The organism is Bacillus sp. DJP31, from assembly GCF_049310945.1.
Taxonomy (GTDB): Bacteria; Bacillota; Bacilli; order Bacillales; family SA4; genus Bacillus_BS.
On sequence record NZ_JBMERO010000005.1, the window covers coordinates 169,002 to 195,824 of the forward strand.

At 39.0% G+C, this 26,823-nt stretch carries 22 protein-coding genes; 4 read left to right on the top strand and 18 right to left on the bottom strand.

Features of this window, described 5'->3' with window-relative positions; translation table 11 throughout:
* Positions 1-11: 11 nt before the first annotated feature.
* From fsa to ACOI1C_RS07335, 3 genes are all read right to left on the bottom strand, one after another.
* Complete coding sequence (fsa, locus tag ACOI1C_RS07325) at positions 12-653, bottom strand: fructose-6-phosphate aldolase (RefSeq protein WP_422509463.1); 642 nt, start codon at positions 651-653, stop codon at positions 12-14.
* 76 nt (positions 654-729) lie between these two features.
* Positions 730-1,587 (bottom strand): class II fructose-bisphosphate aldolase, encoded by an 858-nt coding sequence (locus tag ACOI1C_RS07330; RefSeq protein WP_422509465.1) that lies wholly within the window; start codon positions 1,585-1,587, stop codon positions 730-732.
* A gap of 181 nt (positions 1,588-1,768) precedes the next feature.
* Positions 1,769-2,140 (bottom strand): response regulator, encoded by a 372-nt coding sequence (locus ACOI1C_RS07335; RefSeq protein ID WP_422509512.1) that lies wholly within the window; start codon positions 2,138-2,140, stop codon positions 1,769-1,771.
* 179 nt (positions 2,141-2,319) lie between these two features.
* Here ACOI1C_RS07335 and ACOI1C_RS07340 point away from each other — a divergent pair, with 179 nt between their 5' ends.
* Positions 2,320-2,850, top strand: coding sequence for a DUF2529 domain-containing protein (locus ACOI1C_RS07340; protein WP_422509467.1), 531 nt, complete (start codon positions 2,320-2,322; stop codon positions 2,848-2,850).
* Between the two features lie 485 nt (positions 2,851-3,335).
* Here the strand turns inward: ACOI1C_RS07340 and ACOI1C_RS07345 are convergent, their stop codons facing one another.
* From ACOI1C_RS07345 to ACOI1C_RS07385, 9 genes are all read right to left on the bottom strand, one after another.
* Positions 3,336-4,934, bottom strand: coding sequence for a CTP synthase (locus tag ACOI1C_RS07345; RefSeq protein WP_422509469.1), 1,599 nt, complete (start codon positions 4,932-4,934; stop codon positions 3,336-3,338).
* 256 nt (positions 4,935-5,190) lie between these two features.
* Positions 5,191-5,790, bottom strand: a complete 600-nt coding sequence (rpoE, locus tag ACOI1C_RS07350; protein WP_422509471.1) for a DNA-directed RNA polymerase subunit delta — start codon at positions 5,788-5,790, stop codon at positions 5,191-5,193.
* 266 nt (positions 5,791-6,056) lie between these two features.
* Positions 6,057-9,305, bottom strand: coding sequence for a fused isobutyryl-CoA mutase/GTPase IcmF (gene icmF / locus ACOI1C_RS07355; protein WP_422509513.1), 3,249 nt, complete (start codon positions 9,303-9,305; stop codon positions 6,057-6,059).
* Positions 9,306-9,335: 30 nt separating this feature from the next.
* A complete protein-coding gene (locus ACOI1C_RS07360) occupies positions 9,336-9,962 on the bottom strand; it encodes a TetR/AcrR family transcriptional regulator (protein WP_422509473.1) in 627 nt (208 codons plus the stop codon).
* 84 nt (positions 9,963-10,046) lie between these two features.
* A complete protein-coding gene (locus ACOI1C_RS07365) occupies positions 10,047-11,186 on the bottom strand; it encodes an acyl-CoA dehydrogenase (protein WP_422509475.1) in 1,140 nt (379 codons plus the stop codon).
* A 531-nt stretch (positions 11,187-11,717) separates the two neighbouring features.
* Positions 11,718-12,848: an acyl-CoA dehydrogenase gene (locus tag ACOI1C_RS07370; protein WP_422509477.1), complete on the bottom strand. Its 1,131-nt coding sequence runs from the start codon at positions 12,846-12,848 to the stop codon at positions 11,718-11,720.
* Positions 12,849-12,970: 122 nt separating this feature from the next.
* Positions 12,971-13,822 (bottom strand): 3-hydroxybutyryl-CoA dehydrogenase, encoded by an 852-nt coding sequence (locus tag ACOI1C_RS07375; protein ID WP_422509479.1) that lies wholly within the window; start codon positions 13,820-13,822, stop codon positions 12,971-12,973.
* A gap of 105 nt (positions 13,823-13,927) precedes the next feature.
* Positions 13,928-15,112, bottom strand: coding sequence for an acetyl-CoA C-acetyltransferase (locus ACOI1C_RS07380; RefSeq protein ID WP_422509480.1), 1,185 nt, complete (start codon positions 15,110-15,112; stop codon positions 13,928-13,930).
* A 170-nt stretch (positions 15,113-15,282) separates the two neighbouring features.
* On the bottom strand, positions 15,283-17,397 hold the full coding sequence (locus ACOI1C_RS07385; RefSeq protein ID WP_422509482.1) for a (Fe-S)-binding protein: 2,115 nt from the start codon (positions 17,395-17,397) through the stop codon (positions 15,283-15,285).
* A gap of 236 nt (positions 17,398-17,633) precedes the next feature.
* Here ACOI1C_RS07385 and cls point away from each other — a divergent pair, with 236 nt between their 5' ends.
* Entirely contained in the window at positions 17,634-18,827 is a 1,194-nt protein-coding gene (gene cls / locus ACOI1C_RS07390; protein ID WP_422509484.1) for a cardiolipin synthase, read from the top strand.
* 80 nt (positions 18,828-18,907) lie between these two features.
* Positions 18,908-19,864 carry a UV DNA damage repair endonuclease UvsE gene (gene uvsE / locus ACOI1C_RS07395; protein ID WP_422509486.1) on the top strand — a complete coding sequence of 319 codons (957 nt, stop codon included), beginning with the start codon at positions 18,908-18,910 and terminating at the stop codon, positions 19,862-19,864.
* 39 nt (positions 19,865-19,903) lie between these two features.
* Here the strand turns inward: uvsE and ACOI1C_RS07400 are convergent, their stop codons facing one another.
* The 6 genes from ACOI1C_RS07400 to ACOI1C_RS07425 form a co-directional block, all read right to left on the bottom strand.
* On the bottom strand, positions 19,904-20,080 hold the full coding sequence (locus ACOI1C_RS07400) for a XapX domain-containing protein (RefSeq protein ID WP_422509488.1): 177 nt from the start codon (positions 20,078-20,080) through the stop codon (positions 19,904-19,906).
* A 98-nt stretch (positions 20,081-20,178) separates the two neighbouring features.
* Positions 20,179-21,849, bottom strand: coding sequence for an arginine--tRNA ligase (gene argS, locus ACOI1C_RS07405; protein ID WP_422509490.1), 1,671 nt, complete (start codon positions 21,847-21,849; stop codon positions 20,179-20,181).
* 4 nt (positions 21,850-21,853) lie between these two features.
* On the bottom strand, positions 21,854-22,288 hold the full coding sequence (locus tag ACOI1C_RS07410; RefSeq protein ID WP_422509492.1) for a DUF1934 domain-containing protein: 435 nt from the start codon (positions 22,286-22,288) through the stop codon (positions 21,854-21,856).
* A gap of 1,181 nt (positions 22,289-23,469) precedes the next feature.
* A complete protein-coding gene (locus ACOI1C_RS07415) occupies positions 23,470-24,504 on the bottom strand; it encodes an ABC transporter permease (protein WP_422509494.1) in 1,035 nt (344 codons plus the stop codon).
* Positions 24,501-25,478, bottom strand: a complete 978-nt coding sequence (locus ACOI1C_RS07420; protein WP_422509496.1) for an ABC transporter permease subunit — start codon at positions 25,476-25,478, stop codon at positions 24,501-24,503. The genes ACOI1C_RS07415 and ACOI1C_RS07420 overlap by 4 nt, the downstream gene beginning before the upstream one ends.
* A gap of 277 nt (positions 25,479-25,755) precedes the next feature.
* Positions 25,756-26,124: a DUF4383 domain-containing protein gene (locus ACOI1C_RS07425; protein ID WP_422509498.1), complete on the bottom strand. Its 369-nt coding sequence runs from the start codon at positions 26,122-26,124 to the stop codon at positions 25,756-25,758.
* Between the two features lie 105 nt (positions 26,125-26,229).
* On the opposite strand from ACOI1C_RS07425, the gene ACOI1C_RS07430 reads away from it, so the two are divergent.
* Entirely contained in the window at positions 26,230-26,454 is a 225-nt protein-coding gene (locus ACOI1C_RS07430) for a hypothetical protein (protein WP_422509500.1), read from the top strand.
* The last annotated feature ends 369 nt before the right edge of the window (positions 26,455-26,823 follow it).

Consider the following 26,823-nt stretch of genomic DNA (forward strand, 5'->3'; position numbering starts at 1 on the left):
ACCCTTACTTCCTAACGATTATTCCAATCCTCTAAAAACTGCTCAATACCTTTATCGGTTAGTGGATGATTAAAAATTTGCATGATTACTTTTAAAGGTACGGTTGCAATATGTGCTCCTCTTAAAGCTGCTTCTGTTATATGTTGAGGATGTCTGATGGAAGCGGCAATAATTTCTGTTGGTAGATCATGAACCATGAAGATGTCAGCAATTTTACTAACTACCTCTAATCCGTCATGACCGATGTCATCAAGCCTACCTAAAAATGGAGAAACATAAGTTGCACCAGCTCTAGCAGCTAGGAGTGCTTGATTCGCAGAGAAAATAAGTGTCACATTGGTCTTAATTCCAAGTTCACTAAACACCTTAACTGCCTTTAGTCCATCTGGAGTCATGGGTACTTTTACGGTAATATTTGGTGCGATTGCTGCTAGCTTCTTACCCTCTTCAATCATTTCTTCAGCCTTAAGTCCAATTACTTCTGCACTTACAGAGCCAGATACTTCAGCTGTAATCTCACGTAAACGATCTTCAAATAATACACCTTTTTCCTTTGCTACAAGGGAAGGATTGGTTGTTACTCCTGAGAGTATTCCAAGAGCATTTGCCTCTTTAATTTCCTGTAGATTAGCCGTATCAATAAAAAATTTCATCATTCTTCCTCCTTAGTAAGTATTTCTGAAATAACGAAACCGCCTAATTAGGCGGTCAGGTAATGATGGATTTGTGCTATGCTCGGTTAGAAGAACCGAATTCACGCATCTTTCCTTTTACTGTTTCTTTTATAGCTTCACGAGCAGGCCCTAAATATTTACGAGGGTCATACATTTCTTTGTCTGATTCTAGCATTTCACGAACCTTCGCAGCTGAAGACATTTGGCTTTCTGTGTTCACATTTATCTTGGCTGTTCCAAATGATATAGCCTTTTGAATATCCTTGGTTGGGATCCCAGTTCCACCATGTAGTACTAGAGGAATACCAATCGAATTTCCAATCTCTTCCATTTCCTTGAATCCAAGGTTTGGCTCACCTTTATAAGGTCCATGGACCGATCCCAAAGCTGGAGCTAAGCAATCGATACCAGTGCGTTTGACAAGCTCTTCACACTCTTTAGGGTCTGCGTAAATGACACCATCCGCCACTACATCATCTTCTTGACCACCGACAACCCCGAGCTCTGCTTCAACTGAGATTCCGTGGAAATGAGCAAGCTCAACTACTTTTGAAGTCGTTTGAATGTTTTCCTCAAACGGGTGGTGAGATGCATCAATCATAACGGATGTAAAACCAGCATGGATTGCTTTTGCACAAGCCTCAAAGCTTGAACCATGGTCTAAGTGAATGGCAACAGGTACGGTTACCTTGTACTCTTCCATAAGTGCTTTTACAATTTCAACTACTGTTTTTAAGCCACCCATATAACGGCCTGCACCTTCTGAAACCCCTAAGATCACGGGTGAGTTTTCTTCTTGTGCTGCTTGAAGAATTGCTTGAGTGAACTCTAAATTATTTAAGTTAAATTGACCAACAGCATATCCTTCTGCTTTTGCTTTCTTTAGCATTTCAGTCATTGAAACTAAAGGCATTGATTTATCCTCCTTATGTATCCAAATACTTGAGCTTATGATTAGAACCATTTGTTTGAAGTCTCAAGTTATTTTCCCCTTGAAAAGTTCAATTATGTAAAACAATTTCAAACGGCTCTTTGCCCTTTTTTAGCATACCAACAATTCCTGAAAACAGCAATAATCACGAAGTAATCTGCTTTTATGAACGGATTTGTAGATGGTTTTTTACCGCATCTCTAATTTCATCAATATCAAAAGGTTTTGCAAAGTGGGTAATTGCACCTAAGTCCTTAGCTTCTTGAATCATATCAAGCTCACCATAAGCCGTCATAATTATGGCTTGAATATCAGGATCAACTGCTTTCATTCTTTTTAATATCTCAATTCCATCCATTCCAGGAATTTTCATATCTAATAATACTAGATCAGGCGAATGCTTATCAACAATATCTAGTGCTTGAAATCCGTTAGCAGCTTGAAAAGTGGTATAGCCTTCTTTTTGAAATACTTCATTTAAAAGAATACGAATTCCGAATTGATCGTCAACAATTAATATTTTTCCAACCATAATATTCACTCCCTAGTTTACTCTCCGTAGTATCTTAGACTATTTCTCTCTACTTCCTTTTTTCTCCTTCTTTTTTGTCGAAATGTTTCTCGACAAATATCTACTAAATTCTATCTATTTCGTGTTTTGGATCTCATTCGCTATAATAGTACCAATGATAATTAGAGAAGGTAAGTGATCTTATGTTAAAAATGTTCACCACTCAGCTGCAAGGGGTCTTTAAGAAGATAGAAGAGAAAGAAACCATGAACATAGAGGAAGGAGCTCGTTTACTTTCTCAGGCTTTAATAGGAGAGGGCACCGTTTATATTTATGGATTTGACGAGTTAAAGGCAGTTGAACTCACTGCTACTATGGGACCTGAGACATTAAATGGGGCTAGATCATTAAATGTAGAAAACGACTTGGCTGACGTCACATCATTGGATCGGGTATTACTCGTTACTCGGTATTCAACAGATCCAGAAGCAATCCAGCTTGCAAAAACCCTACTAGAGAAAGGGATTCCCACTGTTGCAGTATCATGTGTGGTCAATCAAGAGCAAGAGTGCTTACATCATATAGTCGATGTACACATTGATAGCCAATTATCAATTGGACTGTTGCCAGATGAGGTGGGAGGTCGCTTCGGACTTCCGACTGCTGTCATTGCTTTGTATACGTACTACGGTCTTTATTTTACGATTCAAGAAATATTGGACGAATATGAGTGAATAAGAAAACTGAGTGAGGATGAGCCTCACTCAGTTTTCTTATTGTTATGTAACCTCCGGCTATAGACTTAAAACCTGCCTAACTGATAGTAACTCCGTTTTACCAAGATAGATCATACCATTGATACTCCATAACGAAACTCATTCTTTCAACTCGGAAATCTCCTATTTACTCTTTAAATGACTCGAATTCCAAGAAAAAATAGTAGAAACCTATTATATATTTGAAGAATTCGACTAGGTTTGAATAAGGTCAGATTTCATTTAAAAGCGGAAATCTAATTTATATTTTCCTGAAATTAAGATTTATAAGCCGTTTTTCATTTTTATTGTCCGAAATTCAACTATATAAGCCAAAATACTAGTTTACGAAATTAATACAAAATGTACCAAATGTTCACTCCACTCAACAAAGGCTGATGACATACTAGTGCCACGATATAAAGAAAATAAAACCCTCAACAATTGAGGGTTTTATTTTAGACTTATTTATTGTGTAAAGCAGCATTTACAAATTCTCTAAAGAGTGGCTGTGGTCTTGTTGGACGTGATATAAATTCCGGATGGAACTGAGAAGCAACAAACCAAGGGTGATCTTTTAACTCAATAATTTCAACTAAGCGACCATCTGGACTTGTACCAGAGAAGATAAACCCTGCTTCTTCCATCACTTGACGATAGTGGTTATTAAACTCATAGCGATGACGGTGACGTTCATAGATCACTTCATCCTGATAGGCTGCATAGGCTCGAGTTTCTTCAAGAAGCTTACAAGGTTGTAGACCAAGTCTTAAAGTTCCACCCAAATCTTCTATATCCTTTTGCTCAGGGAGAAGATCAATAATTGGATGTGGTGTATCTGGATTTATTTCAGCCGTGTGAGCTCCCACTAAACCGAGTACATTACGGGCAAACTCAATGGATGCAAGCTGCATTCCTAAGCAGATTCCAAGGAATGGCACTTTATTTTCGCGAGCATATTGTGTGGCAGCAATTTTGCCTTCAATTCCACGGTCACCGAAGCCACCTGGTATTAAAATTCCATCTACATCCTGTAGTAAATCTTTTACATTGTCCATGGTCACATGTTCCGCGTTAATCCATTTTACTTGAACGTCAGTGTCATACGTATAGCCTGCATGGCGAAGTGCTTCAACGACTGATATATAAGCATCTTGAAGTTCTACATACTTACCAACTAATCCAATCGTCGTTTTTTTGGAAAGGTTTAGAACCTTATCTACTAGTGCCTTCCATTCAGTCATGTCAGCCTCTTGGCATGTTAGCTTTAAGTGTTCACAAGTGATTTGGTCCAAACCTTGTTTTTGTAAGGAAAGAGGGACAGCGTATAGTGTATCTGCATCTAGTGCCTCGATAACTGCTTTTTGATCAATGTCACAGAATAGGGCAATCTTATCCTTCATATCTTGAGAAATCGGCATTTCAGAACGGACAACAATAACGTTTGGCTGAATACCTAAGCTTCGAAGCTCCTTCACACTATGTTGTGTAGGTTTTGTTTTCATTTCACCAGCAGCTTTAATATAAGGGACGAGGGTACAATGTATGTACATCACATTATCGCGGCCAACATCACTCTTAATTTGGCGTATGGCTTCTAGGAAAGGTAAAGACTCAATATCACCTACTGTGCCACCAATCTCTGTAATTACTATGTCAGAGTTTGTCTCTCGACCAGCACGGAAAACTCTTTCTTTAATCTCATTTGTAATATGAGGAATGACCTGTACGGTTCCACCATTGTAATCTCCACGGCGTTCCTTTTTCAGAACGGTTGAGTAAATTTTCCCTGTTGTCACACTTGAATACTTTGTGACATTAATATCAACAAAGCGCTCGTAATGGCCTAAATCAAGGTCTGTTTCTGCACCATCATCCGTTACAAATACTTCACCATGCTGGTATGGACTCATCGTTCCAGGGTCTACATTTATATAGGGGTCAAACTTTTGAATCGTCACACTTAACCCTCTATTTTTTAATAATCGTCCTAATGATGCGGCTGTTATTCCCTTCCCTAGAGATGAAACAACTCCACCTGTTACAAAAATATACTTTGTCATGTTGATCCCCCTCATCTGTTTCTTGTCTATTTTTTTTGGAGAGTAGCCATTTAGAAGAGCGAAAGCGCCTTGTTCAGATTCTAGCATAGCAAATGTTTACTTTATTGTTTCCTAAAAAATAAAAAAAGCAAAAACTACTTCACCTTTTAGAAGGGAGCAATCTTTGCTTCTTTTATGTAACGTTGCTGACAACGTTCCGTTTTACTAGAGCCCAAATATGATTTTATAGACAGGCTATAAAAATGTCAAGAGGAGATTATTGGTCTTTTTCGTCTTCATCCTCTTTTTCTTCTAAATCATCTTCTTCATCTTCAAGATCATAATCTTCGTCTAGTAGTTCATCATCAAAATCTTCGACATCATCTTCTTCTTCTTCGTCAACAGCTACTTCTTTTTTGACTAGTACGACTTCCTCATCTTCATCTTCTTCGTCATCATCAAGATCGTCAATATCATCTAATTCATCTAATTCATCTATATCATCATAATCTTCATCATCTAACTCATCAAAACCTTCTACTTCTAATTCATCCTCATCCGTTGCCTTCTTAGCACGCTTCTTTTTCGCCTTAGGAACTGGAGCAACCTCTTCTTCTACTTGGTCATAAGGATACCAACTTCTTATTCCCCAACGGTTTTCACCAACAGCAAGAAAACGACCATCTATATTCAAATCTGTGTAGAATTGAGACATTCTTGATCTTACTTCTTCCTGTGTAAGCCCAAGAAGCTTTCCTAACTCTTTAACAAGATCTTTAAACGGAATAGCCTGTTTATTTGCAGCAAGTAATTCATAAGTCAACTCAATCATGGATAACTGCTTAATTTGTTCCTGTGGTATTTTTTTTAAATTCAAGTCACGGCACTCCCTTTCTATGTATAACAACTTGTTACATCCCCAATTAATTTAAAAGGATTTCAAGATCCTATTAATTCTAGATATAAACCTATAATAAACATACTTTTCATTATAAACAAATTTATACCAATTATGCTACAAATGTGTAAGGTTTTTTTTCATGCGTTCCAGGTACCACCCGAATTTTGTCGATTTATTTCGAGAAGTTCCTGGAACCACTAAAAGGAAACCACGTAAAAAGGAGCGGTTAGGCTCCTTTTTATTTACATATTTCGGCGATATTGACCGCCCACTTCATATAGGGCTCTCGTAATCTGTCCTAAGCTTGCCACTGATACGGTTTGTAAAAGCTCTTCGAATATATTGCCACCTGAAATAGCAACATGCTTAAGGCGCTTTAATGCTTCTTCTGTTTGATCACTATATTGTGCCTGGAATGTAAGTAGGTTTTGAATTTGCTGTTCTTTTTCCTCTTGTGATGCACGGGCAAGCTCAATGTTATTTAAATCTTCCTCAGAAGGAGGAGTTGGATTTAAGTATGTGTTTACACCGATGATCGGCAATTCCCCAGAATGCTTTTTCATTTCATAAAACATGGATTCTTCTTGTATTTTTCCACGTTGATATTGTGTTTCCATCGCTCCAAGAACGCCACCACGATCATTAATTCGTTCAAATTCTTGAAGCACAGCTTCTTCAACAAGGTCTGTTAATTCTTCTATAATGAAGGCCCCTTGAAGTGGATTTTCATTTTTGGTTAATCCATGTTCCTTCGTAATAATCATTTGAATGGCCATTGCACGACGAACTGATTCTTCTGTTGGCGTTGTAATCGCTTCATCATACGCATTTGTATGAAGGGAATTACAGTTGTCATGGATCGCCATTAAGGCTTGTAGTGTTGTTCTGATATCATTAAAATCAATTTCTTGGGCATGTAAAGAACGACCGCTTGTTTGAATGTGATACTTTAGCTTTTGACTACGTTCGTTTGCACCGTATTTGTCACGCATAACGATAGACCAAATTCTTCTCGCCACACGACCGATGACTGTATACTCTGGGTCCAATCCATTACTAAAGAAGAAGGAAAGATTGGGTGCAAAATCATCAATATTCATACCACGACTCAGGTAATACTCCACATACGTGAATCCGTTTGCTAATGTAAAGGCTAATTGAGATAGTGGGTTTGCTCCCGCTTCGGCAATATGGTAGCCAGAAATCGATACAGAATAGTAATTTCTCACGTTTTGCTCGGTGAAGTACTGCTGGATATCACCCATCATTCGAAGGGCAAATTCAGTCGAGAAGATACAAGTATTTTGTCCTTGATCCTCTTTTAGGATATCAGCTTGAACCGTACCACGAACATTTTGGAGTGTCATCTCTTTAATCTGAACGTATTCTTCAATTGTCAAAATTCTACCTAGATCTTGCTCACGTTTTTCCACTTGTTGATGGATGGCTGTATTGAAAAACATAGCCAAAATGATGGGTGCTGGACCATTGATTGTCATCGACACAGAGGTAGAAGGTGCACATAGGTCAAAGCCTTCATATAACTTCTTCATATCCTCCAACGTACAAATGCTGACACCACTTTCCCCAACTTTCCCATAAATATCAGGACGGTAGTCTGGGTCTTCACCGTATAATGTGACCGAATCAAATGCGGTACTTAAACGCTTGGCATTGTCATCCTTTGATAAGTAGTGAAAACGACGGTTCGTTCTCTCAGGTGTACCTTCACCTGCAAACTGACGTTTCGGGTCTTCACCTTCACGTTTGAACGGGAATACACCAGCTGTAAACGGGAAAATGCCTGGAACATTTTCTTTGTAAATCCAACGAAGAATTTCTCCGGAATCTACGTATTTCGGTAAGGAAACTTTAGGAATATCAAGTCCTGATAAACTTTTCGTTGTAAGTTTAGTCACAATTTCCTTATCTCGGACCTTCGTCACAAACTCTGTACCCGAATACATTTTCTTCAGAGACTGCCAGCTTTCAAGTAGTTTCTTCGATTCAAGAGTAAGCTTGTATTGAAACGTCTCTTTTGCTTCCTCTAACGCTTTAACCGTTTGTTCTTGGTCCCAAACCGCTTCAATTGCTCCATCAATTTGGAATAATTTACGAGCTACTTGCACTTGCTCTTCAGTCATCTTGTGGTATCCACGGATTGTTTCTGAAATCTCTCGTAAATAGTAACGGCGGTTGTTTGGAATGATGACATTTTGTTTTTGAACCAGATTCTCTTTTGAGAATGAAGTAGACCAATCCGTTTTTGTCTTTTGGTTAATCAGCTCTACTAAAGCCGCAAAAAGTGAATTTGTACCTTGATCATTAAATTGGCTTGCAATGGTACCATAAACCGGCATTTTTGACAGGTCTGTTTCAAATAACAAATGACTGCGTTGATATTGTTTTTGAACTTGGTTCTTCGCATCCTCTGAACCTTTGCGTTCAAATTTATTAATAACGATTAAATCAGCGAAGTCAATCATATCAATTTTTTCCAATTGAGATGGCGCTCCAAATTCACTCGTCATTACATACATGGCGATATCACTGATTTCACTAATCTCTGCATCACCTTGACCAATCCCACTCGTTTCAATGATGATAAGGTCAAATCCAGCTGCTTTAACGACAGAGATTGCATCTTTAATTGCAAGGGAAAGCTCTGTACTAGACCCACGTGTTGCTAAGCTTCTCATAAATACGCGAGGGTTAAATATGGCATTCATCCGTATACGATCTCCAAGAAGAGCCCCTCCTGTTTTTCGCTTCGTCGGATCTACGGAAAGAACTGCTATCTTAATATCCTCTACTTCATTTAAAAAACGGCGGACCAGTTCGTCTGTTAGGGAGCTTTTACCTGCTCCACCCGTACCTGTAATCCCGAGAACCGGAACGTCAATGGCAAGCTCTTTCACTTGCTCTAATATTGATTCGGCTGAGACTGCTATTTCATTTTTCGTGCTAACTTGACCTTCTGCTAGAGTAATTAATCTAGTAATGGATTGAATATTACCTTCTTTTAAACCCTCAAGTTCATCTGTTATCTCGGTAACCGTTGGAAAATCACATTCTTCAATCATTCGATTAATCATGCCTTGTAGGCCATGCTTCCGACCATCTTCCGGTGAGAAAATACGAGCAATCCCGTACTCATGTAGTTCTTTTATTTCTCTTGGAATGATGACACCGCCACCGCCACCATAAATACGAATATGCGTGGCATTTCGCTCTTTTAACAGGTCATACATATATTTGAAGTACTCTACATGTCCACCTTGGTAAGAAGAGATCGCAATCCCTTGAACGTCCTCTTGGATCGCTGCTGAAACAACCTCTTCCACTGAACGATTGTGGCCCAGGTGAATCACTTCAGCACCGCTCGCTTGAATAATACGACGCATGATGTTGATGGAAGCATCATGTCCATCAAACAAACTAGAAGCTGTAACAAATCGGATATGATTTTTCGGTTTATAAATTTCAACCACAGCCATAAGAACCCTCCTACTAATCTTTGTTTATTTACTTGCTCCGATTCCGTCTAAAACATTTTGAATTTGTAGATTGGTATACTCTTCAAGCGTGTAGATTTTCTGCAGTGCCCACCTTCTAAATCCCCACATTTGACCTTGAACAAAGATATTGTGTGCAACTAGCTTTCTTTGCTTTTCCGGAAGGCTAAATTCACCATTTTCGACACAGCTCGTTAAGATCGTTTCAAACATCTCGACCATTTCGAGTTCTTTTTGGAGTACATACGGAAGGGCATCCTTGGATAGAGATTTGGCCTCTTGGTACATAACAAGCACCTCATCCTGCATTTCATCCATGACTTTAAAATAGTAGGTAATGGCTAAAGTGAGACTTTTTATATCTCCTCGCCTCGGATCAATGTCTCTATTTAATAGATCACTTACCTGGTCATAAATTCGGTCACACACCAAATACAGAACATCTTCTTTTTTCCGAATATATTCATAGAGTGTTCCGATACTAAACCCAGCTGCCTTGGCAATCTCTCGTGTTGTGGTGCGGTGGAAGCCCTTGTCTTTAAATAAAGAGACCGCTCCTTTTATCATTTGGTTCCGTCTAATTTCAATCAAGCGTTCGTCTTTGACAGACGCTGGAACGTCCTGTTTACTCATTTTCTCATGCACCGCCTATACTAGAGGAAGGAGCTAGCTGTAAAAGATGTACTAATACAATCAAATGCTCCCATTCTCTAAGCATTATTTTGCAAGCATTCTTGAAATTACTAGACGTTGGATTTCCTGAGTTCCCTCATATATTTGTGTGATTTTTGCATCACGCATAAAACGTTCGACTGGATAATCCTTTGTATAGCCATATCCACCAAAAACTTGAACGGCCTCTGTTGTCACCTTCATTGCTGCGTCTCCTGCGAACAATTTAGACATAGCAGATTCTTTCCCATATGGTAATCCTTCAGATTCTAACCAAGCAGCCTGGTACGTTAGTAATCTAGCAGCTTCAATGCTTGTTGCCATATCAGCTAATTTAAAACCAATTCCTTGTTGTTCAATGATCGGTCTACCGAATTGTTTACGTTCCTTCGCATATTCAACAGCTGCATCTAGAGCACCTTGAGCAATACCCACAGCTTGAGCAGCAATTCCGTTACGTCCGCCATCAAGTGTCATCATGGCGACTTTGAAGCCCATGCCTACACTCCCAAGTATGTTTTCTGCTGGCACACGGCAGTCTTCGAAAATGATTTCTGTCGTAGGAGATGAACGAATTCCAAGTTTCGATTCCTTTTTTCCGACCGAGAAGCCAGGGAAGTCTTTTTCTACGATAAAGGCTGTCGTTCCTTTTGTTTTTTGCTCAGGATCGGTTACAGCGAAAACGATATAAAAATCAGCAATACCACCGTTTGTGATGAAGATCTTAGCTCCATTGAGGATATAGTCATTTCCATCCTTTTTAGCATTCGTTCTCATACCGCCCGCATCAGAACCTGAACTAGGCTCAGTTAACCCGTAGCCACCGATTGATTTTCCCTCTGCCATTGGACGAAGATACTTTTGCTTTTGCTCCTCAGTCCCAAATTTAAACACAGGCCAGCCAGCAAGCGACGTGTGCGCAGAAAGAGTAACTCCTGTTGAAGCACAAACGCGTGATAATTCTTCAACGGCAATTACATAGGCTAAATAATCACTACCAATTCCACCATACTCTTCTGGCCAAGGAATCCCCGTTAACCCAAGCTCCGCCATCTTATTAAAAATATCCATATCAAAGCGTTCCTCTTCATCACGCACAGCAGCTGTCGGAGCGACCTCATTCCTCGCAAAATCACGTACCATCTTTCGAATCATTTCATGCTCTTCTGACAACTTAAAATTCATTATCATTTCCTCCTTATATGGGTCAAGTGGATGGGTACCTGTGCTAGACCACTGAATTCATAACTTAGTAATTGTAAATAATTTAGAGAATGTTTTAAAAGACATTATTTTTTTCAACCGTGTTGATTGGAGCGAAAGTTGCGAGACTCCTTGCTAAGAGCAGCGGAACAGGTGAGACCTAGGCTTTTTCACGATAGTGAAAATAGCCTTCCATCCTATGGCGCCGAAGTAGGCTTTTTCACGATAGTGAAAATAGCCTTCCATACTATGGCGCCGAAGTAGGCTTTTTCATGATAGTGAAAATAGCCTTCCATCCTATGGCGCCGTAGTAGGCTTTTTCACGATAGTGAAAATAACCTTCCATCCTATGGCGCCGTAGTAGGCTTTTTCACGATAGTGAAAATAACCTTCCTTTTTCGCCGCCCCGTGGTATGGTGCATCCCCTCGCTACAATCAACAGCCCAGGTTAAGCAGAACCTTAAGAAAATAGTGGACTTTATTAGTAGTCTCTACTTGTCCATGAGTCCCTAATTACAACTTTTTGCTAATTACTAGACGCTGTATCTCACTTGTTCCTTCATAAATTTCTGTGATTTTTGCATCACGGAAGAAGCGTTCAACAGGGTAATCCTTTGTATACCCATAGCCTCCGTATACTTGAATGGCTTCGATGGATACCTCGACAGCTGTTTTTGAAGCGAACAGCTTGGCAATGGATGCTTCTAGTCCACATGACTGACCCTGCATGCGTAGGGATGCCGCTCTATATGTTAAAAGCCTTGCTGCTTCAACATTAGTTGCCATATCTGCAATCTTAAAGCCAATTCCTTGCTGGTCAATGATTGGTTTACCGAATTGCTTACGATCCTTTGCATAGGAAATGGAGTGCTCTAAAGCAGCTTCAGCTATACCTAATGCTTGGGCAGCAATTCCAATTCGTCCAACATCTAAGTTTGCCAAGGCTACCTTAAAACCCTCACCTTCTGATCCAAGAAGGTTCTCTACTGGAACTTTTGCATCCTCAAAGGTTAGTTGAACTGTTCTAGAACCATGTAACCCCATTTTATGTTCATCTTTTCCGATAATCAGTCCAGGTGTATCCTTATCTACAATAAAGGCTGTTATTCCTTTACTTCCTGCTTCAGGATCTGTTGAAGCAAACACGATGTAGGTGTCTGCCTCCCCACCATTAGTGATGAAAACCTTTGAACCATTTATCATATAGTGATTGTTATTTAATACAGCACGGGTTTTCAGGCTACCTGCGTCAGATCCTGCACCAGGCTCCGTTAGGGCAAAAGCACCTAAATATTCACCTGAAGCAAGCTTTGGAATGTACTTTTTCTTCTGTTCTTCTGTTCCAAAATAGAGAATCGGATTCGTTCCAACAGACGTATGAACGGATAGAATAACCCCCATTGTTGCACTTACTTTAGAGATTTCATGTATGGCGATAATGTAGGACATAAAATCCATCTCTGCTCCACCATATTGTTCAGGAATAGGGATTCCCATAAGTCCGAGCTCCCCCATCTTCTTCAAGACGCTCCTAGGAAACTCCCCTGCTTCCATTCGCTCTACAAACGGAGCAATCTCCGTCTCCGCAAAATCCCGAACCATCTTCCTCATCATCTCTTGCTCATCCGTAAACCGTAAATCCATGCAGTCTTACCTCCTTTATCGCACTAACGCAATGGGGGCCTGACCCCCAGTGCTTTAACGCATTACCACACTGAGGGCCTGGCCCCCAGTGTTTTAAAGCTTTAAAGCGTTAAACTATCGACTTACCCATATGTGTAAAACCCTCTGCCTGATTTCTTCCCTAGCCAGCCTGCTTTGACGTATTTACGAAGTAATGGACATGGACGGTATTTGTCGTCTCCAAAACCTTCGTGTAAGGTTTCCATAATGTAAAGACAAGTATCTAGACCAATAAAGTCTGCAAGTGTAAGTGGTCCCATTGGATGATTCATTCCGAGCTTCATTACGTCGTCAATGGCTTCTACTGAAGCAACTCCCTCATATACCGTATAGATTGCTTCGTTTATCATAGGCATGAGGATACGGTTTGCAACAAACCCTGGGAAGTCATTTACTTCAACAGGTACTTTCCCGAGCTTTCTAGTAATCTCTTCAATGGTGCTATATACCTCATCTGCTGTAGCTAGCCCACGAATGATCTCGACGAGCTTCATTACAGGTACTGGATTCATAAAATGCATGCCAATGACCTTTTCAGGACGCTTTGTGGCGGCTGCAATTTCTGTAATCGGTAGTGAGGATGTATTGGTTGCTAAAATCGTATGAGCTGGAGTAATTTCATCAAGTTCAGCAAAAATTTTACATTTAATCTGCATATTCTCGACAGCAGCTTCAATAACAAGGTCAACCTCTTTAGCATTTGAAAACTCTGTTGAGACTGTGATTCTTCCAAGTATTTTTGATTTCTCTTCGTCTGCCATTCGTCCTTTTTCAACCTGACGAGACAAATTTTTATTAATGATCCCAATTCCCTTTTCAACAAACTCAATCTTTAGGTCATGTAAGAACACATTATATCCTGCCATTGCACACACTTGGGCAATTCCTGATCCCATCTGCCCAGCACCAATGACCATTATTCTTTGCACGTTCATGCTTCTATTCCTCCTCTTGTAAACACTTTATCGCTTTAGCTAGATAGGGGCCTGACCCCCACCGCTTCACCGCTTTAACTCAGTGGGGGACAGGCCCCCACTCCTTTAACGCGTTACTTGGATCATGATGGCGTCGCCTTGGCCTCCGCCGCTGCAGATGGAGGCGATGCCGATTCCTCCGCCTCTGCGCTTTAGTTCGTGAGCTAGTGTGAGAATGATTCGTGCTCCACTTGCTCCGATTGGATGGCCTAGAGCGACTGCTCCACCGTTCACGTTTACCTTTTCAGGATCTAGACCTGCAATCTTTCCACTTGCAAGTGCAACAGCAGCGAATGCTTCATTTACTTCAAATAAATCAATATCCAGAAGACTCTTGCCTGTTTTTTTTAGTAGTTCATTAATGACGATCCCTGGTGTTTTAGGGAAGTCCTTTGCTTCGGTTGCGATGGCTGCATGGCCCACAATAACAGCTAACGGCTCTCTCCCTTCACGGATGGCTCGTTCTTCACTCATCAAAACAAGTGCAGCTGCACCGTCATTTATACCAGGAGCATTACCTGCTGTGATTGTTCCGTCTGCCCCAAATGCAGGGCGAAGCTTGCTTAATGCATCAATAGTAGAATTTTTTCTTGGTGATTCGTCATCTTTCACTACAATTGGAGTACCTTTACGAACTGGAACCTCTACGGGAATGATTTCTTCTGCTAAGATGCCCTCTTCTGCGGCTTTCACTGCCAACATATGACTACGAAGAGCCCATGCATCCTGGTCAGCTCGCGTTAACTCTAGCTCCTTGGCCACTCCATTACCATATGTCCCCATGTGTACTCCATCAAACGAACAAGTTAATCCATCATGAACCACCAGGTCGATCATTGGAGAATCACCCATTCGAAGACCCCATCTTGCTTTAGGCATAATATAAGGGGCATTGCTCATGGACTCCATTCCACCCGCCACAATAACCTCTTCGTCACCAGAACGAATAATCTGGTCAGCTAAAGTGACACTTCGCATTCCAGACGCACAGACTTTATTAATTGTTTCCGTTTTAACTTCCCAAGGAATTCCGGCATATCTTGCTGCCTGACGTGAAGGGATTTGCCCTTGCCCTCCTTGTAAAACTGTTCCGAGGATCACTTCTTGCACATCTTTTGATTCCACATTCGCTCTAATTAATGCTTCCTTAATAACAAGTCCACCAAGTTGAGCGGCTGAAAACGTACTTAACCCGCCACCAAATTTGCCAAAAGGTGTACGAACTCCACTTAAAATAACTGTTTTACTCATTTTTTGTCCCCCTCAAAAAAGTAATAGTAAACGCTTACAACGTATTTCTCTCTATTTCAAAATTCACGCTTGTCAGAAATCCGATTGAACGCTCGCTCGATTGAAATCCATAAAAGTGGGTGTGCGTCATCCACACACCACACCTATACTATATTCATAGTTTGCTAGTCTTACGACGCGATTTCTTTTATCTCGCCAACAACTGATTTCTCAAGAATTTCAACAACATCCAGTGTTTGCACTGTCTCTTCTACTTCCTTCGCCTTGGTTCCGTCACTGATCATCGTTAAGCAGTAAGGACATCCACTGCTGATGATAGATGGATTCACCGCTAAGGCTTGTTCAGTTCTCGCAACGTTCACACGGGTACCCGAATGTTCTTCCATCCACATTAGACCTCCACCAGCTCCACAGCACATTCCTGTTTCACGATTTCGCTCCATTTCCACAAGCTTTACCCCAGGTATTGCCTTTAGGATTTCGCGTGGTGGATCATATACCTCGTTATAACGCCCTAAATAACAAGAATCATGGAAGGTTACGGTCTCGTTCACTTCATACTTTGGCTTTAGACGTCCCTCTTTTACTAGTTCAGCTAAAAGCTCTGTATGGTGATACACCTCTGCTTCAAGACCAAAATCAGGATATTCGTTTTTGAAAATGTTATAAGCATGAGGATCGATTGTAACGATTTTCTTCACTTCGTTACTCTGGAACTCTTCTATATTTTTCGCAGCAAGCTCTTGGAACAAAAATTCATTTCCTAAGCGTCGTGGTGTGTCACCAGAGTTCTTCTCCTTATTACCTAAGATCGCAAACTTCACACCTGCTTCATTTAAAAGCTTTGCAAATGAAAGAGCAATTTTTTGACTACGATTATCGTATGAACCCATTGAGCCAACCCAAAATAGGTATTCAAACTCTTCTCCAGCCTTTTTCACTTCTTTAACCGTTGGAATAATGACATCCTCGCGGGCTGTTCTCCAATCCTCACGCTCTTTTCGGTTTAATCCCCATGGATTTCCTTGTCGCTCAATATTGGTCATCGCACGTTGGGCATCTGGATCCATTTTTCCTTCTGTTAAAACAAGATAACGACGAAGGTCAATGATTTTGTCCACATGTTCATTCATAACCGGACATTGATCTTCACAGTTACGACAGGTTGTACACGCCCAGATTTCCTCTTCTGTAATGACATCCCCAATTAAGCTAGGGCTGTACATATCAAGTGCACCAGCAGATTCAGTGACACCTTTACCCGCTGCCATCATAGCAATTTGGTTTCCTTGCGTGTTTGAAAACGCAACAGCTGGGACCCACGGAGTTCTTGACGTAACAGCAGCTCCCGTATTAGTCAAATGATCACGCAACTTTAAAATCAAATCCATCGGTGACAGCATTTTCCCGGTCCCTGTTGCAGGACACATATTCGTACAACGTCCACATTCCACACAGGCATATAAATCAGTTAATTGATTTTGAGTGAAATCCTCAATTTTACCTACACCAAATGATTCCTGTGTCTCATCCTCGAAATTAATTTTCTCTAATTTACCAGGTTTTGAAAGACGATTAAAGAATACATTCGCAGGCCCTGCAATTAAGTGAGCATGCTTGGATTGAGGAACATATACTAAAAACGTTAGTAGGAACAGTAAATGAATCCACCATGAAATGTAAAACACAACTATTGAAGCTGTTTCACCCATTCCACTTAAGATAAAAGCAATACTTGAAGCAATTGGTTCACTCCATGTTAGTTCATGCTGATGCCAGATAATCCCCATTCCATTTCCCATCAATACAGATATCATTAAGCCACCGATGAAAAGAAGAACTAGACCAGACTTAAAGCCTCTTTTTAAACGAACTAGCTTTTCAACGTAGCGACGATGGAACGCCCATACTACTGCAACTAAGATCATTAAGGAAACAAGCTCTTGGAAGAATGTAAAAGCAGGATATAAAGGACCTAGTGGCAAATGCTGACCAGGAGCTAGCCCCTTCCAAATAAAATCAAGGGCACCAAATTGGACAAGTATAAAGCCATAAAAGAACATAATGTGTATAATTCCGCTTTTTTTATCCTTTAATAGTTTCTTTTGCCCAAAAACGTTCACCCATATTTTATTCAATCGCTCTTTAAGCTGACCATCAAACTCAACTTTTTTTCCGAGCTTAATAAAAGCAAGACGTGATTGAACTAAATATACAAACAAGTAAACAGCGTAAGCGGTTACAATCAAAAATGCAAATAAGTTAATCCATAGTAGTGGACTCATTGGTTGACCCCTTTCTGTGAAGTAATAATGATTGATTATTCAAGGGATTATCTCCCTTTCGCAAACAATTTTAACAGTAATAAATATTCAGACATCATGCGTTCATACTTCTATTATAATATGAATGAGCATTCAGTCAACACATTTCATTCGTGTGCATTGATTCTTATCAATAAGGTGACACTAAAAGGCAGAGTATAGTAGGAAAATAGCCATTTGTTAGGGGGATCCAAGTTATGGTAATCTTCTTTCTGATCATCCTCTTTATCATTTTATGGGCATTAATTGACTTCAAGCTTGGCAGGCATTTTCATATAAAACGAATATTGAAACAGGAATTCCCATTCCGAAAGAGTACGATTACTTTATTTAATACCGGTCAAAAGCTTTATGATGATTTATTTCAACAGATTGAAAAGGCAACCAAGCATGTCCATATCTTATTTTATATTTTGAAGGATGATAAAGTCAGTGAAGCATTCTTAGAGCTATTAATGGACAAAGCAAAACAAGGGCTTGAAGTTCGTCTCTTATTAGATCGAATAGGTAGTAACAAATTATCAAAGAAAAAGATGAAAGAGCTTCGTGAAAATGGAGTATTTTTTACGTTTTGTCACATTCCAAAATTCCCCTTTTATTTTTATTCATTAAATGAAAGAAACCATCGGAAGATCTCTGTTATTGATGGCAAGGTCGGATATATTGGTGGCTTTAACATAGGAAGAGAATATATTGGCCAAGACCCTAAGTTAGGTGATTGGAGAGATTATCACTTAAGAATTGAAGGTGAGGGTGTTCAAGACCTTCAAAAGCAGTTTTTACATGATTGGGAGGATTCGACAAAGGAAAGACTTCACCTCAATGATTTATATTTCCCACCATTGCTCACAGGTGAAATTTTACATAAGTTTGTTCCTACTGATGGAGCTTATTTACAGCATATTTTTCAAGAGTTGATTCAAACTGCAAAAGAGGAACTAATCATTGGGACCCCTTACTTTATTCCAGGGAAAACTATTTTTAACGATCTTATAGAAGCTGCAAATCGTGGAGTGGTGGTTAAGATCATCGTACCCATGAAAGCGGACCATTTCTTTGTGAGAGAAGCGGCATTTCCTTATTTTAAGCAACTCCTTGAAGCAGGATGTAAGGTATACCGATATTATTATGGCTTTTTTCATGCCAAGGTTATTGTGAAGGATGGACAAATATGCGATATCGGCACAGCCAACTTTGACAAGAGGAGCCTTTACCTGAATCATGAAATCAATTGTCTCATCTATGACCAACCATTCGTCCAATTGGTTAAATCAACTTTAGAAAAAGATCTAGATTTTGCAGAAGAATTGACATTAGAAGATTTAAAAAAACGTTCCCTTCTTCAAAGAGGAAAAGAAAAAATCTCCACCATTCTTTCAAAATTTCTATAAACGGCACTTCAACGCTTTAAAGGAATGGGGGCCAGGCCCCCATTCCTTTAAAGCACTAAACAGTTGGGAGGAAACCACCTGTGCGTATTCGGTTTGGTTATGTTTCTCAGGCTCTTTCATTGTGGGATGCTTCTTCCTCTAAGACGATCACATTTACAAATTGGAGAAAACTTGGGAAAGAAGAGCGTATTCCGAGGCTGGTTGAAATTGCGAAGGTTAATATTCGTAATACGAAACGAGCAGTGCTCTATAATATTGCGCATGAAATGGAGTTGTATCGTCTCTCGTCTTCCATTGTTCCTTTAGCCACCCATCCAGAAGTAAACTGGAACTATCTATCCGATTTATTAGAGGACTTACAAGACCTTGGTGACTATATAAAAGCGTATAAGCTTCGTGTTAGTTTTCACCCTAATCAATTCACTCTGTTCACTAGCGACCGCTCTGAGGTTACTCTTAATGCTGTGCGAGATATGGAGTATCACTTCAATCTTTTAAATGCGATGGGAATTGCAGATGAATCCTTACTAAATATCCATGTCGGAGGAGCTTACGGAAATAAACTAGAGGCCATAAAAAGATTTAACGAAAATATTAAGCTTCTCCCCACTTCTATAAAAAATAGGATGACATTAGAAAATGATGATAAAACGTACACACTAACGGAAACATTAGCAGTTTGCACAGACCATAAAATTCCACTCTTGTTTGATTATCATCATCATATGGCGAATCCCTGTGAAAAGTCACTCGAGGAGATTCTTCCTGAGGTTTTCCAAACGTGGGAGCATTTCGGTCTGATTCCAAAGGTTCATATTTCCTCCCCTAAAAACGAGAAGCAATTTAGACATCACTCAGATTTCGTTAGCCTAGAATTTATCATGCCATTTTTAACACTTGCTAAGTCAATAGGCACTGACTTTGATATCATGATTGAAGCTAAAGAAAAAGATCGTGCTGCTTTAAAGCTAGTCGAAGATATCTCTAGCATTCGTGGTGTGAAACGAGTGAGCGGTGGCTCCGTTTTTTGGAAATAAAAAATCCTTCTCATTCTAAACTCTGAGAAGGATTTTTTTCTATTTTATCCACGGTATCATCGGAGCTACCCAGCTAAAAAGCTTGAAGCCTAAGTAAACACCGACAATGCCTGTGACTCCTGCAAGTGCTGGAGGTGCCGGGATGGGTAGTCTTAATAATGCGAATAGAAAACCAACTACGGTTCCTGTTAGTAATGATAATATGACTTCCTTCATGATTGACATCCTTTCAGAGGTTACTTCTAGTCTAAATTGTAAGTATCACCTAAATAAAACAAGGTAACCTTGGGTAAAGCTCAGTAGTGAGGTAAGGTTTACATTTTCTCCGGAGCCGTAACACCAATGAGAGCTAATGAATTTTTCAACGTAATTTGAACAGCCTTCATTAAAGCATATCGAACTTTGCTTAACTCAAGCTTTTCCACATCTAATACTTTTTCGGCATTATAAAAACTGTGAAGAGCTGAGGAAAGTTCAAATACGTAATTCGTCATGCGGTGCGGCATTCTCTTTTCTGCTGCTTCAGCAACAGCTACTGGGAATTCACCTAGCTTCTTTAACAATTCAATTTCTTTTTCAGATTGAGCTAGTTCAAGGTTTAACTCGGCTGACTCATGGATGTTCATTTCTTCACCTTGTCGTAAAATGCTGCAAACACGAGCATGAGCATATTGCGCGTAGAACACTGGATTCTCATTTGATTTGGAAACAGCCAGATCCATATCAAAGTCCATATGTGAATCCGCACTTCTCATGGCAAAGAAATAACGCATCGAGTCGACTCCGACCTCGTCCATTAACTCACGAAGGGTTACGGCCTTTCCTGTTCGTTTTGACATTTTGACCTTTTCACCATTTTGGTAAAGCTGAACCATTTGGATAATTTCTACCTCTAATGCCTCTGGTCCATAACCAAGTGATTGAATAGCAGCCTTCATACGTGGAATATACCCATGGTGATCCGCTCCCCAAATATTGATAAGCTTGTCATGACCACGCTCTAGCTTATCCTTATGATAGGCAATGTCAGGGGTTAAATACGTGTACGACCCGTCATTTTTAATTAAAACACGATCTTTATCGTCACCAAAATCGGTAGAACGCAACCAAGTAGCCCCGTCCTCCTCAAAAACCTTGCCTTGTTCGTGTAAGGTTTTTAACGCTTCATCAATTTTCCCGTTTTCATATAAAGAAGTTTCTGAATACCAAACATGAAAGGGCACCCGGAAGCTCTCTAAATCTTTTTGAAGTTTTTCTAATTCTACTTTTAACCCATATTGACGTAAGAAGGTATAGCGTTCCTCATCTGTCGCTAAAACAAAGCGATCCCCAAACTCGTCAGCGATTTTTTTCCCAATTCCTATAATGTCCGCACCATGATACCCATCCTCAGGCATAGTCTTTTCTAATCCCAACGCTTGAAAATAACGTGCTTCTATAGAGCGTGCCAGGTTATTAATCTGATTACCTGCATCATTTATGTAGTATTCTCTTGTTACTTCATAGCCAGCTTTTTCTAAGATATTACAAAGAGTATCACCAACAGCCGCACCACGTGCATGGCCTAAATGAAGGTCTCCCGTTGGGTTAGCTGAGACAAACTCGACATTGATTTTTACTTGGTTCCCAGTCGACGCTTGTCCATATGTATCCCCGGCTGCTACAATAGTCGGAATTAAATCCACCAAATAACGATTATCCATATAAAAATTAATAAACCCAGGACCTGCTATTTCAATTTTTTCAATAGAAGCCTTCGTTCTGTCAAAATGACTCACTAGTTCCTCTGCAATAACACGAGGTGCTTTCTTTGCTACCCGAGCAAGTTGCATGGCAATATTGGTCGCATAGTCACCATTTGTCTTGTCTTTTGGCAGCTCAAGAATAATTTCTGGAATTTGGTCTTCCGATGCTAATTCTGCTTTTAGAATGGCTTCTTTTATTTCTGCCTTTAACCGTTCTTTTACTTGTTCAACAACATTCATCGCCTTATTCCTCCTTAAATTGAATTTCTAAAGAATATGTCCCGATACTTTCACCTTGCATAAATAGTGTATATTTCAACTGAAACAGTCCTGATCTATCACGTTCGTCCCATGAATGCATCAGCCTGTCAGTGTGCGCCTTCACTTCTAGTTTCACTTGAGGAGTTTCGTAGATCCCACTAGTTTCTTGCTTTAGTTTAAACAGAACTCTCATGTTTACGGAACCAGACCGTTTAATCCAAGCCTCTTCCTCTGACCACCTAATTAGCGTGTTCACTTCAGCTTGATCCTCTAGCTTTTCCTCGAACATTAAATAAGATTTATGGTTCATTATGTAGTATTGACCAATTGTTTGAAATGAAAAATCAACTTTATCTTCACCGTCATTTATTTCACTAGAAAAGTTGATGTGTACAGGCATTCTTACTGCTTGATTCAAGCATCCCACGTCCTTATCCTATATAACTTTATAAGTATATAGATTTCTTTTGAAAAGTTCAATATTCCGGAGTAGAATAGCTGGAATATTCGACAAGATCCGGGCGGTTTTCTTTATTTTGATTAAAATAAAAAAAACGACACTAATTCAAAAGATGAATTTTAGTGTCGTCTTTTTTAGATACTCTTGATGGTGTCCTTTTAAAGGATAAGTTTTGTTTCATTCTTTTGTCGTATTTTTTCTTTTTTTTGCAGTTACCAAAACTCAATAAATAATATAGTCTTCAATCTCTTTTTTAATAAATATTGTTCCTAAAGTTTTATTATCAATATTTATATCTTCTAACAGTTCTTCAAATCGCAGGAAAAATCGATTTAATACATGTCGAAATTAGCTTAGCGTATGTTTTCCGCATTTCCAACGTTAAGACTTTTGAAACAAGTCTTATGAGACGCTGTGAGAGTTATTTTTATTGGAATGAGATTTTGTATCAATAGCCTTCAACTTAAGGTTAAAACATCTTTGTTTGCCCCTAAGTTTACCTGATATTCTTCCTAGTCTGGTGAATCCTATATAACTTTCTCCAATATGCCCTATTCCTTACATCAGAATCCTTTTTGAGGAAAAAAATCTAGGTGCATAAACATCTAGATTTTTCTATATTCTCTCTAAAAACCTCTTTTAATCAAATTTGTTTAACTTTTTTTAAAAGATTTTAGTATACAATAGCAAATTGTAAAGAATACAAAATCAACATAATTCAATGGTATAAGATTATAAAATAGTGAAAAAATAATCAAAAAAATCAATAAAATGGCAATGAAAAAATAAGTCGAATGAAAAATCAATACCCCTTTTTTTCCCCAATTATTTATTTGATTTTGTAAAATGAAGTAATTTAATGCTAAAACGATAACTCCTGTAAGTATAAACTTGGGTAAATAATTAAAAGAATCGACCGCATTTTGATTTACTATGGGATTTAAATAGTGAATAACAATAAGAAATGTAATAAAAATTCCAATTGTCAAAATTCTGGGTTTATTAGCTTTCATTACACTTTTCTCCAAGTAGTGGGTTTCTTTCATAGTGTTTATTGTAAATCGCTTACTTTTTATCTGTTTTTTTGTTTGTCACAAGGTAGGTAAACTGACAGTACAAAAAAACCAGCATTTGCTGGCTCATCCTGTTTTCGTACTATTTTGTTTCCGTTCGAAACTCGCTGCTGTAATTAGAACATCACTTTGGTTTTTGCCCTGGAAGGTCATTTTCCAACTACTTTTCTTTTTCAGTCTTCCTTCTCCTGTGCTGACCTTTGTAAATCCCTCTGTCATGAGGTTCACCGCGTAGATTGTAATGGCAAAGAACAAGATCGGTGTCAACGGAATCCAGATAGCTGTTTGAAGATAACGTTGCGCATCTCCAATTAGTCCTGACCATTCCATCGAGAAGGTAGTTGGTGGATCTGGGGTAAGTAGATCATAGGAAACAACAGTGCCTCCAAAGAACAAGTGAAGAAGTCCTAAGTGTGAGAGTATGAGTAACACTTGAATAACCTGCTGCCCAAACATAATGACAAACTTTTCTCTCAAAGAAGGAAGAATATGCCTTCTAATAATATGAAGTTTGCTCGCACCTAAGGTTTGAGCACTAATAATAAAGTCCTTTTTCATTAGGGATGAGCTCTCATTTCCAATTAAGACGGCCAAAATGGGTACAGTTAGCATTGTAAGGACCATCACTTCTATCGAAACCCTCTCAAAGAAGCTGTGCTGAAATCCTTCTGGCCCCATCCATAGAACGGGATATAGGATATAATAAGCAATTAAACTGAGTGGAATATAGTGAAACGAATCAATAAACCCGTTTATGTTTTTCCTGAACCTTGTTAAATAGGAGCTAAAAAGAACTCCTAATGGAATGGCTACTGCAACTCGTAAAAAGGCAATAATAAAGGCTGCAATAATCGTATACTTCGCTCCAATGATCATTTTATTTAACATATGGAGTCCAAGTGCGTCGGTGCCAAACCAAATGTCTTTATTTGGTGACAGAGGAGAGGATGCTTCAAGGGCACCCTCTTCATTATAGACATAATATGTTTTTGGAACCTCGTCTTTGTAAACGGCTGTGTAGACAAAGCTCGACACAAGAAGAGCTGAAATAATGAGAAATCCAATTAAAAACATAGGCTGTGTCAGTAATTTTTTCATCATAACGACTCTCCTCCATTCACTCTATTTTTCAGTAATGATTCAAAAATAGTATAGAGGAGGAAGATAGGAATAAAGAGTAAGAGAATACCCATTGTAAAAATTTCAGGTGACATATATTTACTTAAGAAACGAGTAATCCCGAAAATATTAAATAGATACTCAATGATGAATAAGTTAGAAAGCATAAACCAGACGATCTTCTTTGATTGGAAAAACAAACTGACTGAAGCATTGCGTAATATATGGACAAGTAGAATGGCAGGATATGAAACACCCTTCATTCTTGCCAAATCCACATAGTCCTTCTTCAACTCTTGTTCAAACAGCAATACACTCAATCGATAAAGCTGAATGGTAGGAAAGATAGCTAAGCATAGCATCGGCAGCAGGTAGACTCTTTCCTCTGAAAGGGTCACGAAATTAATTAATAATATATTGGTTTTTTGATAGAAAAATACAATGAAAAACTGCATTATAAATACAATGAAAATATCAGGAAGTGACTCAAATATATAGATAAAAAGCTTCGTTTTCCCTCTATGCTTGCTCGGTATTAACATGGTTAGATAGGTTAGAGCCGTTGAAATAAAATAGGCAATCAATAACGCGCCTAGTAGTAGAGTTAATGAATAGAGAACAGGCTCAAATAGAAAAGGAAACAGCTCTCTCTCCACACCATTCCAATCATATGTAAGACTTGTATAATTCATTATTCCTTCAGCAATTTGTTTCACTGTACTAAAATAGCTTGTAAAACTAACAAGCCCTCCACTTGTTCCATTAAATATAGACGGCAGTGCACCGACCAAAATAATTCCCAAACATGCAACGATAAACTGCATACAAATTTCGACTATGCGTGGCATACTTGTCCCCCTTGCTTTATCTTTTAGAGGATGTTCAAAAAGTCCGGCAAAAATAGCTTCGAATTTCTTCGTCAGCTCGTCTTTCCGCTCCTCACGTATACAAAACATACGCGCAGGAAGCTGAAGACTTCGCTTCCTTGAACTTCTTTGCTCTTTTTGTCCTCCTTTTTGTACAGGATCTTTTAGACTTTTCTCATTTTTTATTCTTTTTAAATAATAGCACAAAAACTCGGAAGAGAAAGTAATTCCAGATACTTTTTTTACAATTTTTAGATGTTCTGCTACCGAACTGCACTGGGATATAAAAAAAGAAAAGGGCTATGTTTACTTTTTTTTAAAAAGTAAAAAGACCATAGAGATGGGGGCACCCTATGGTCTAAATCTATTATTGCGATAATGTCCTATCAGATGATGCATTTTTTGATTTTGAAGCCGATGCAAAGCCTACATAAATAGAGGCGAATGCAATGATGAAGTGAAGAATGTTGTCAGCTAATAAGAAAATAATTCCTAAGAATTCATGGGTAAACAGTCCGAGAACAGCAACCCCTAGATAAACAAGTCCAAAGATTCTTGCGTATAGAGCACTTTTTGACTCACTACTACTTGCCCATAAACCAATAACACCAGAGAGTAGATGTACACTATTATGCACGGGAGTTAAATGAAAAATGGCTTCTAACGGTAAGAAAAAACCAATGACTCCGAGTACGATAAAAACAAGACTCAATACTCTAACAAACTTTGCTGCCATGGTAATCCTCTCCTTAATTAGTTTTCATAAAGCTAACGAAGGATCAGAGATTTTGGATCTATTTTTTTAAAAAAATAGATCCAAAAGAAATGGAAAATGTTACTAATGAAAAAGAGAGTTAATTATGAAGGAAAACTTCTCGACATGCTCGAATTCTTGGCCGAATACTGGAGAAGAAGCTTTTCTGCCCTTCTCCAAGTACTTTTCAAAGAGAAAGACCGAACATCCAAGGGCCGAAGGCGACTACTTGACCATGAGCGCATCTTCAACAATATTCTAGTGCAAATTGAACAAGAGGAGGACTGGTTTTTAAACAATGACGTAACCTAAGACCTAAACTTCTAATATGTAAAAAAATGGATAAGAACAACCTTCATACAAGACCCCCTTATCCTTTTGGCTAAATTACAAACCAAATAAAAACTGAATATTGAGTATAGTTATTAATTGGAAAATAATTAATAATAATTCCAATTAATTTCACTTGACTCTGTAATATTTTTTTTATGCAATGCTAGTGTTCCAAAGGAAAAAAATCTATAACAACTGTCTTTTTGAAAATCGAGTAGAGGGAAAATAAGTTAACTTATTTTCGCCCCTCTCACAACACCGTACATACGGGTCTCGTATACGGCGTTTCAATTTATATTACAGTGTGTACTTTTAATAACGTTCTAAAGCAGAGGGTACTCCCCTTTG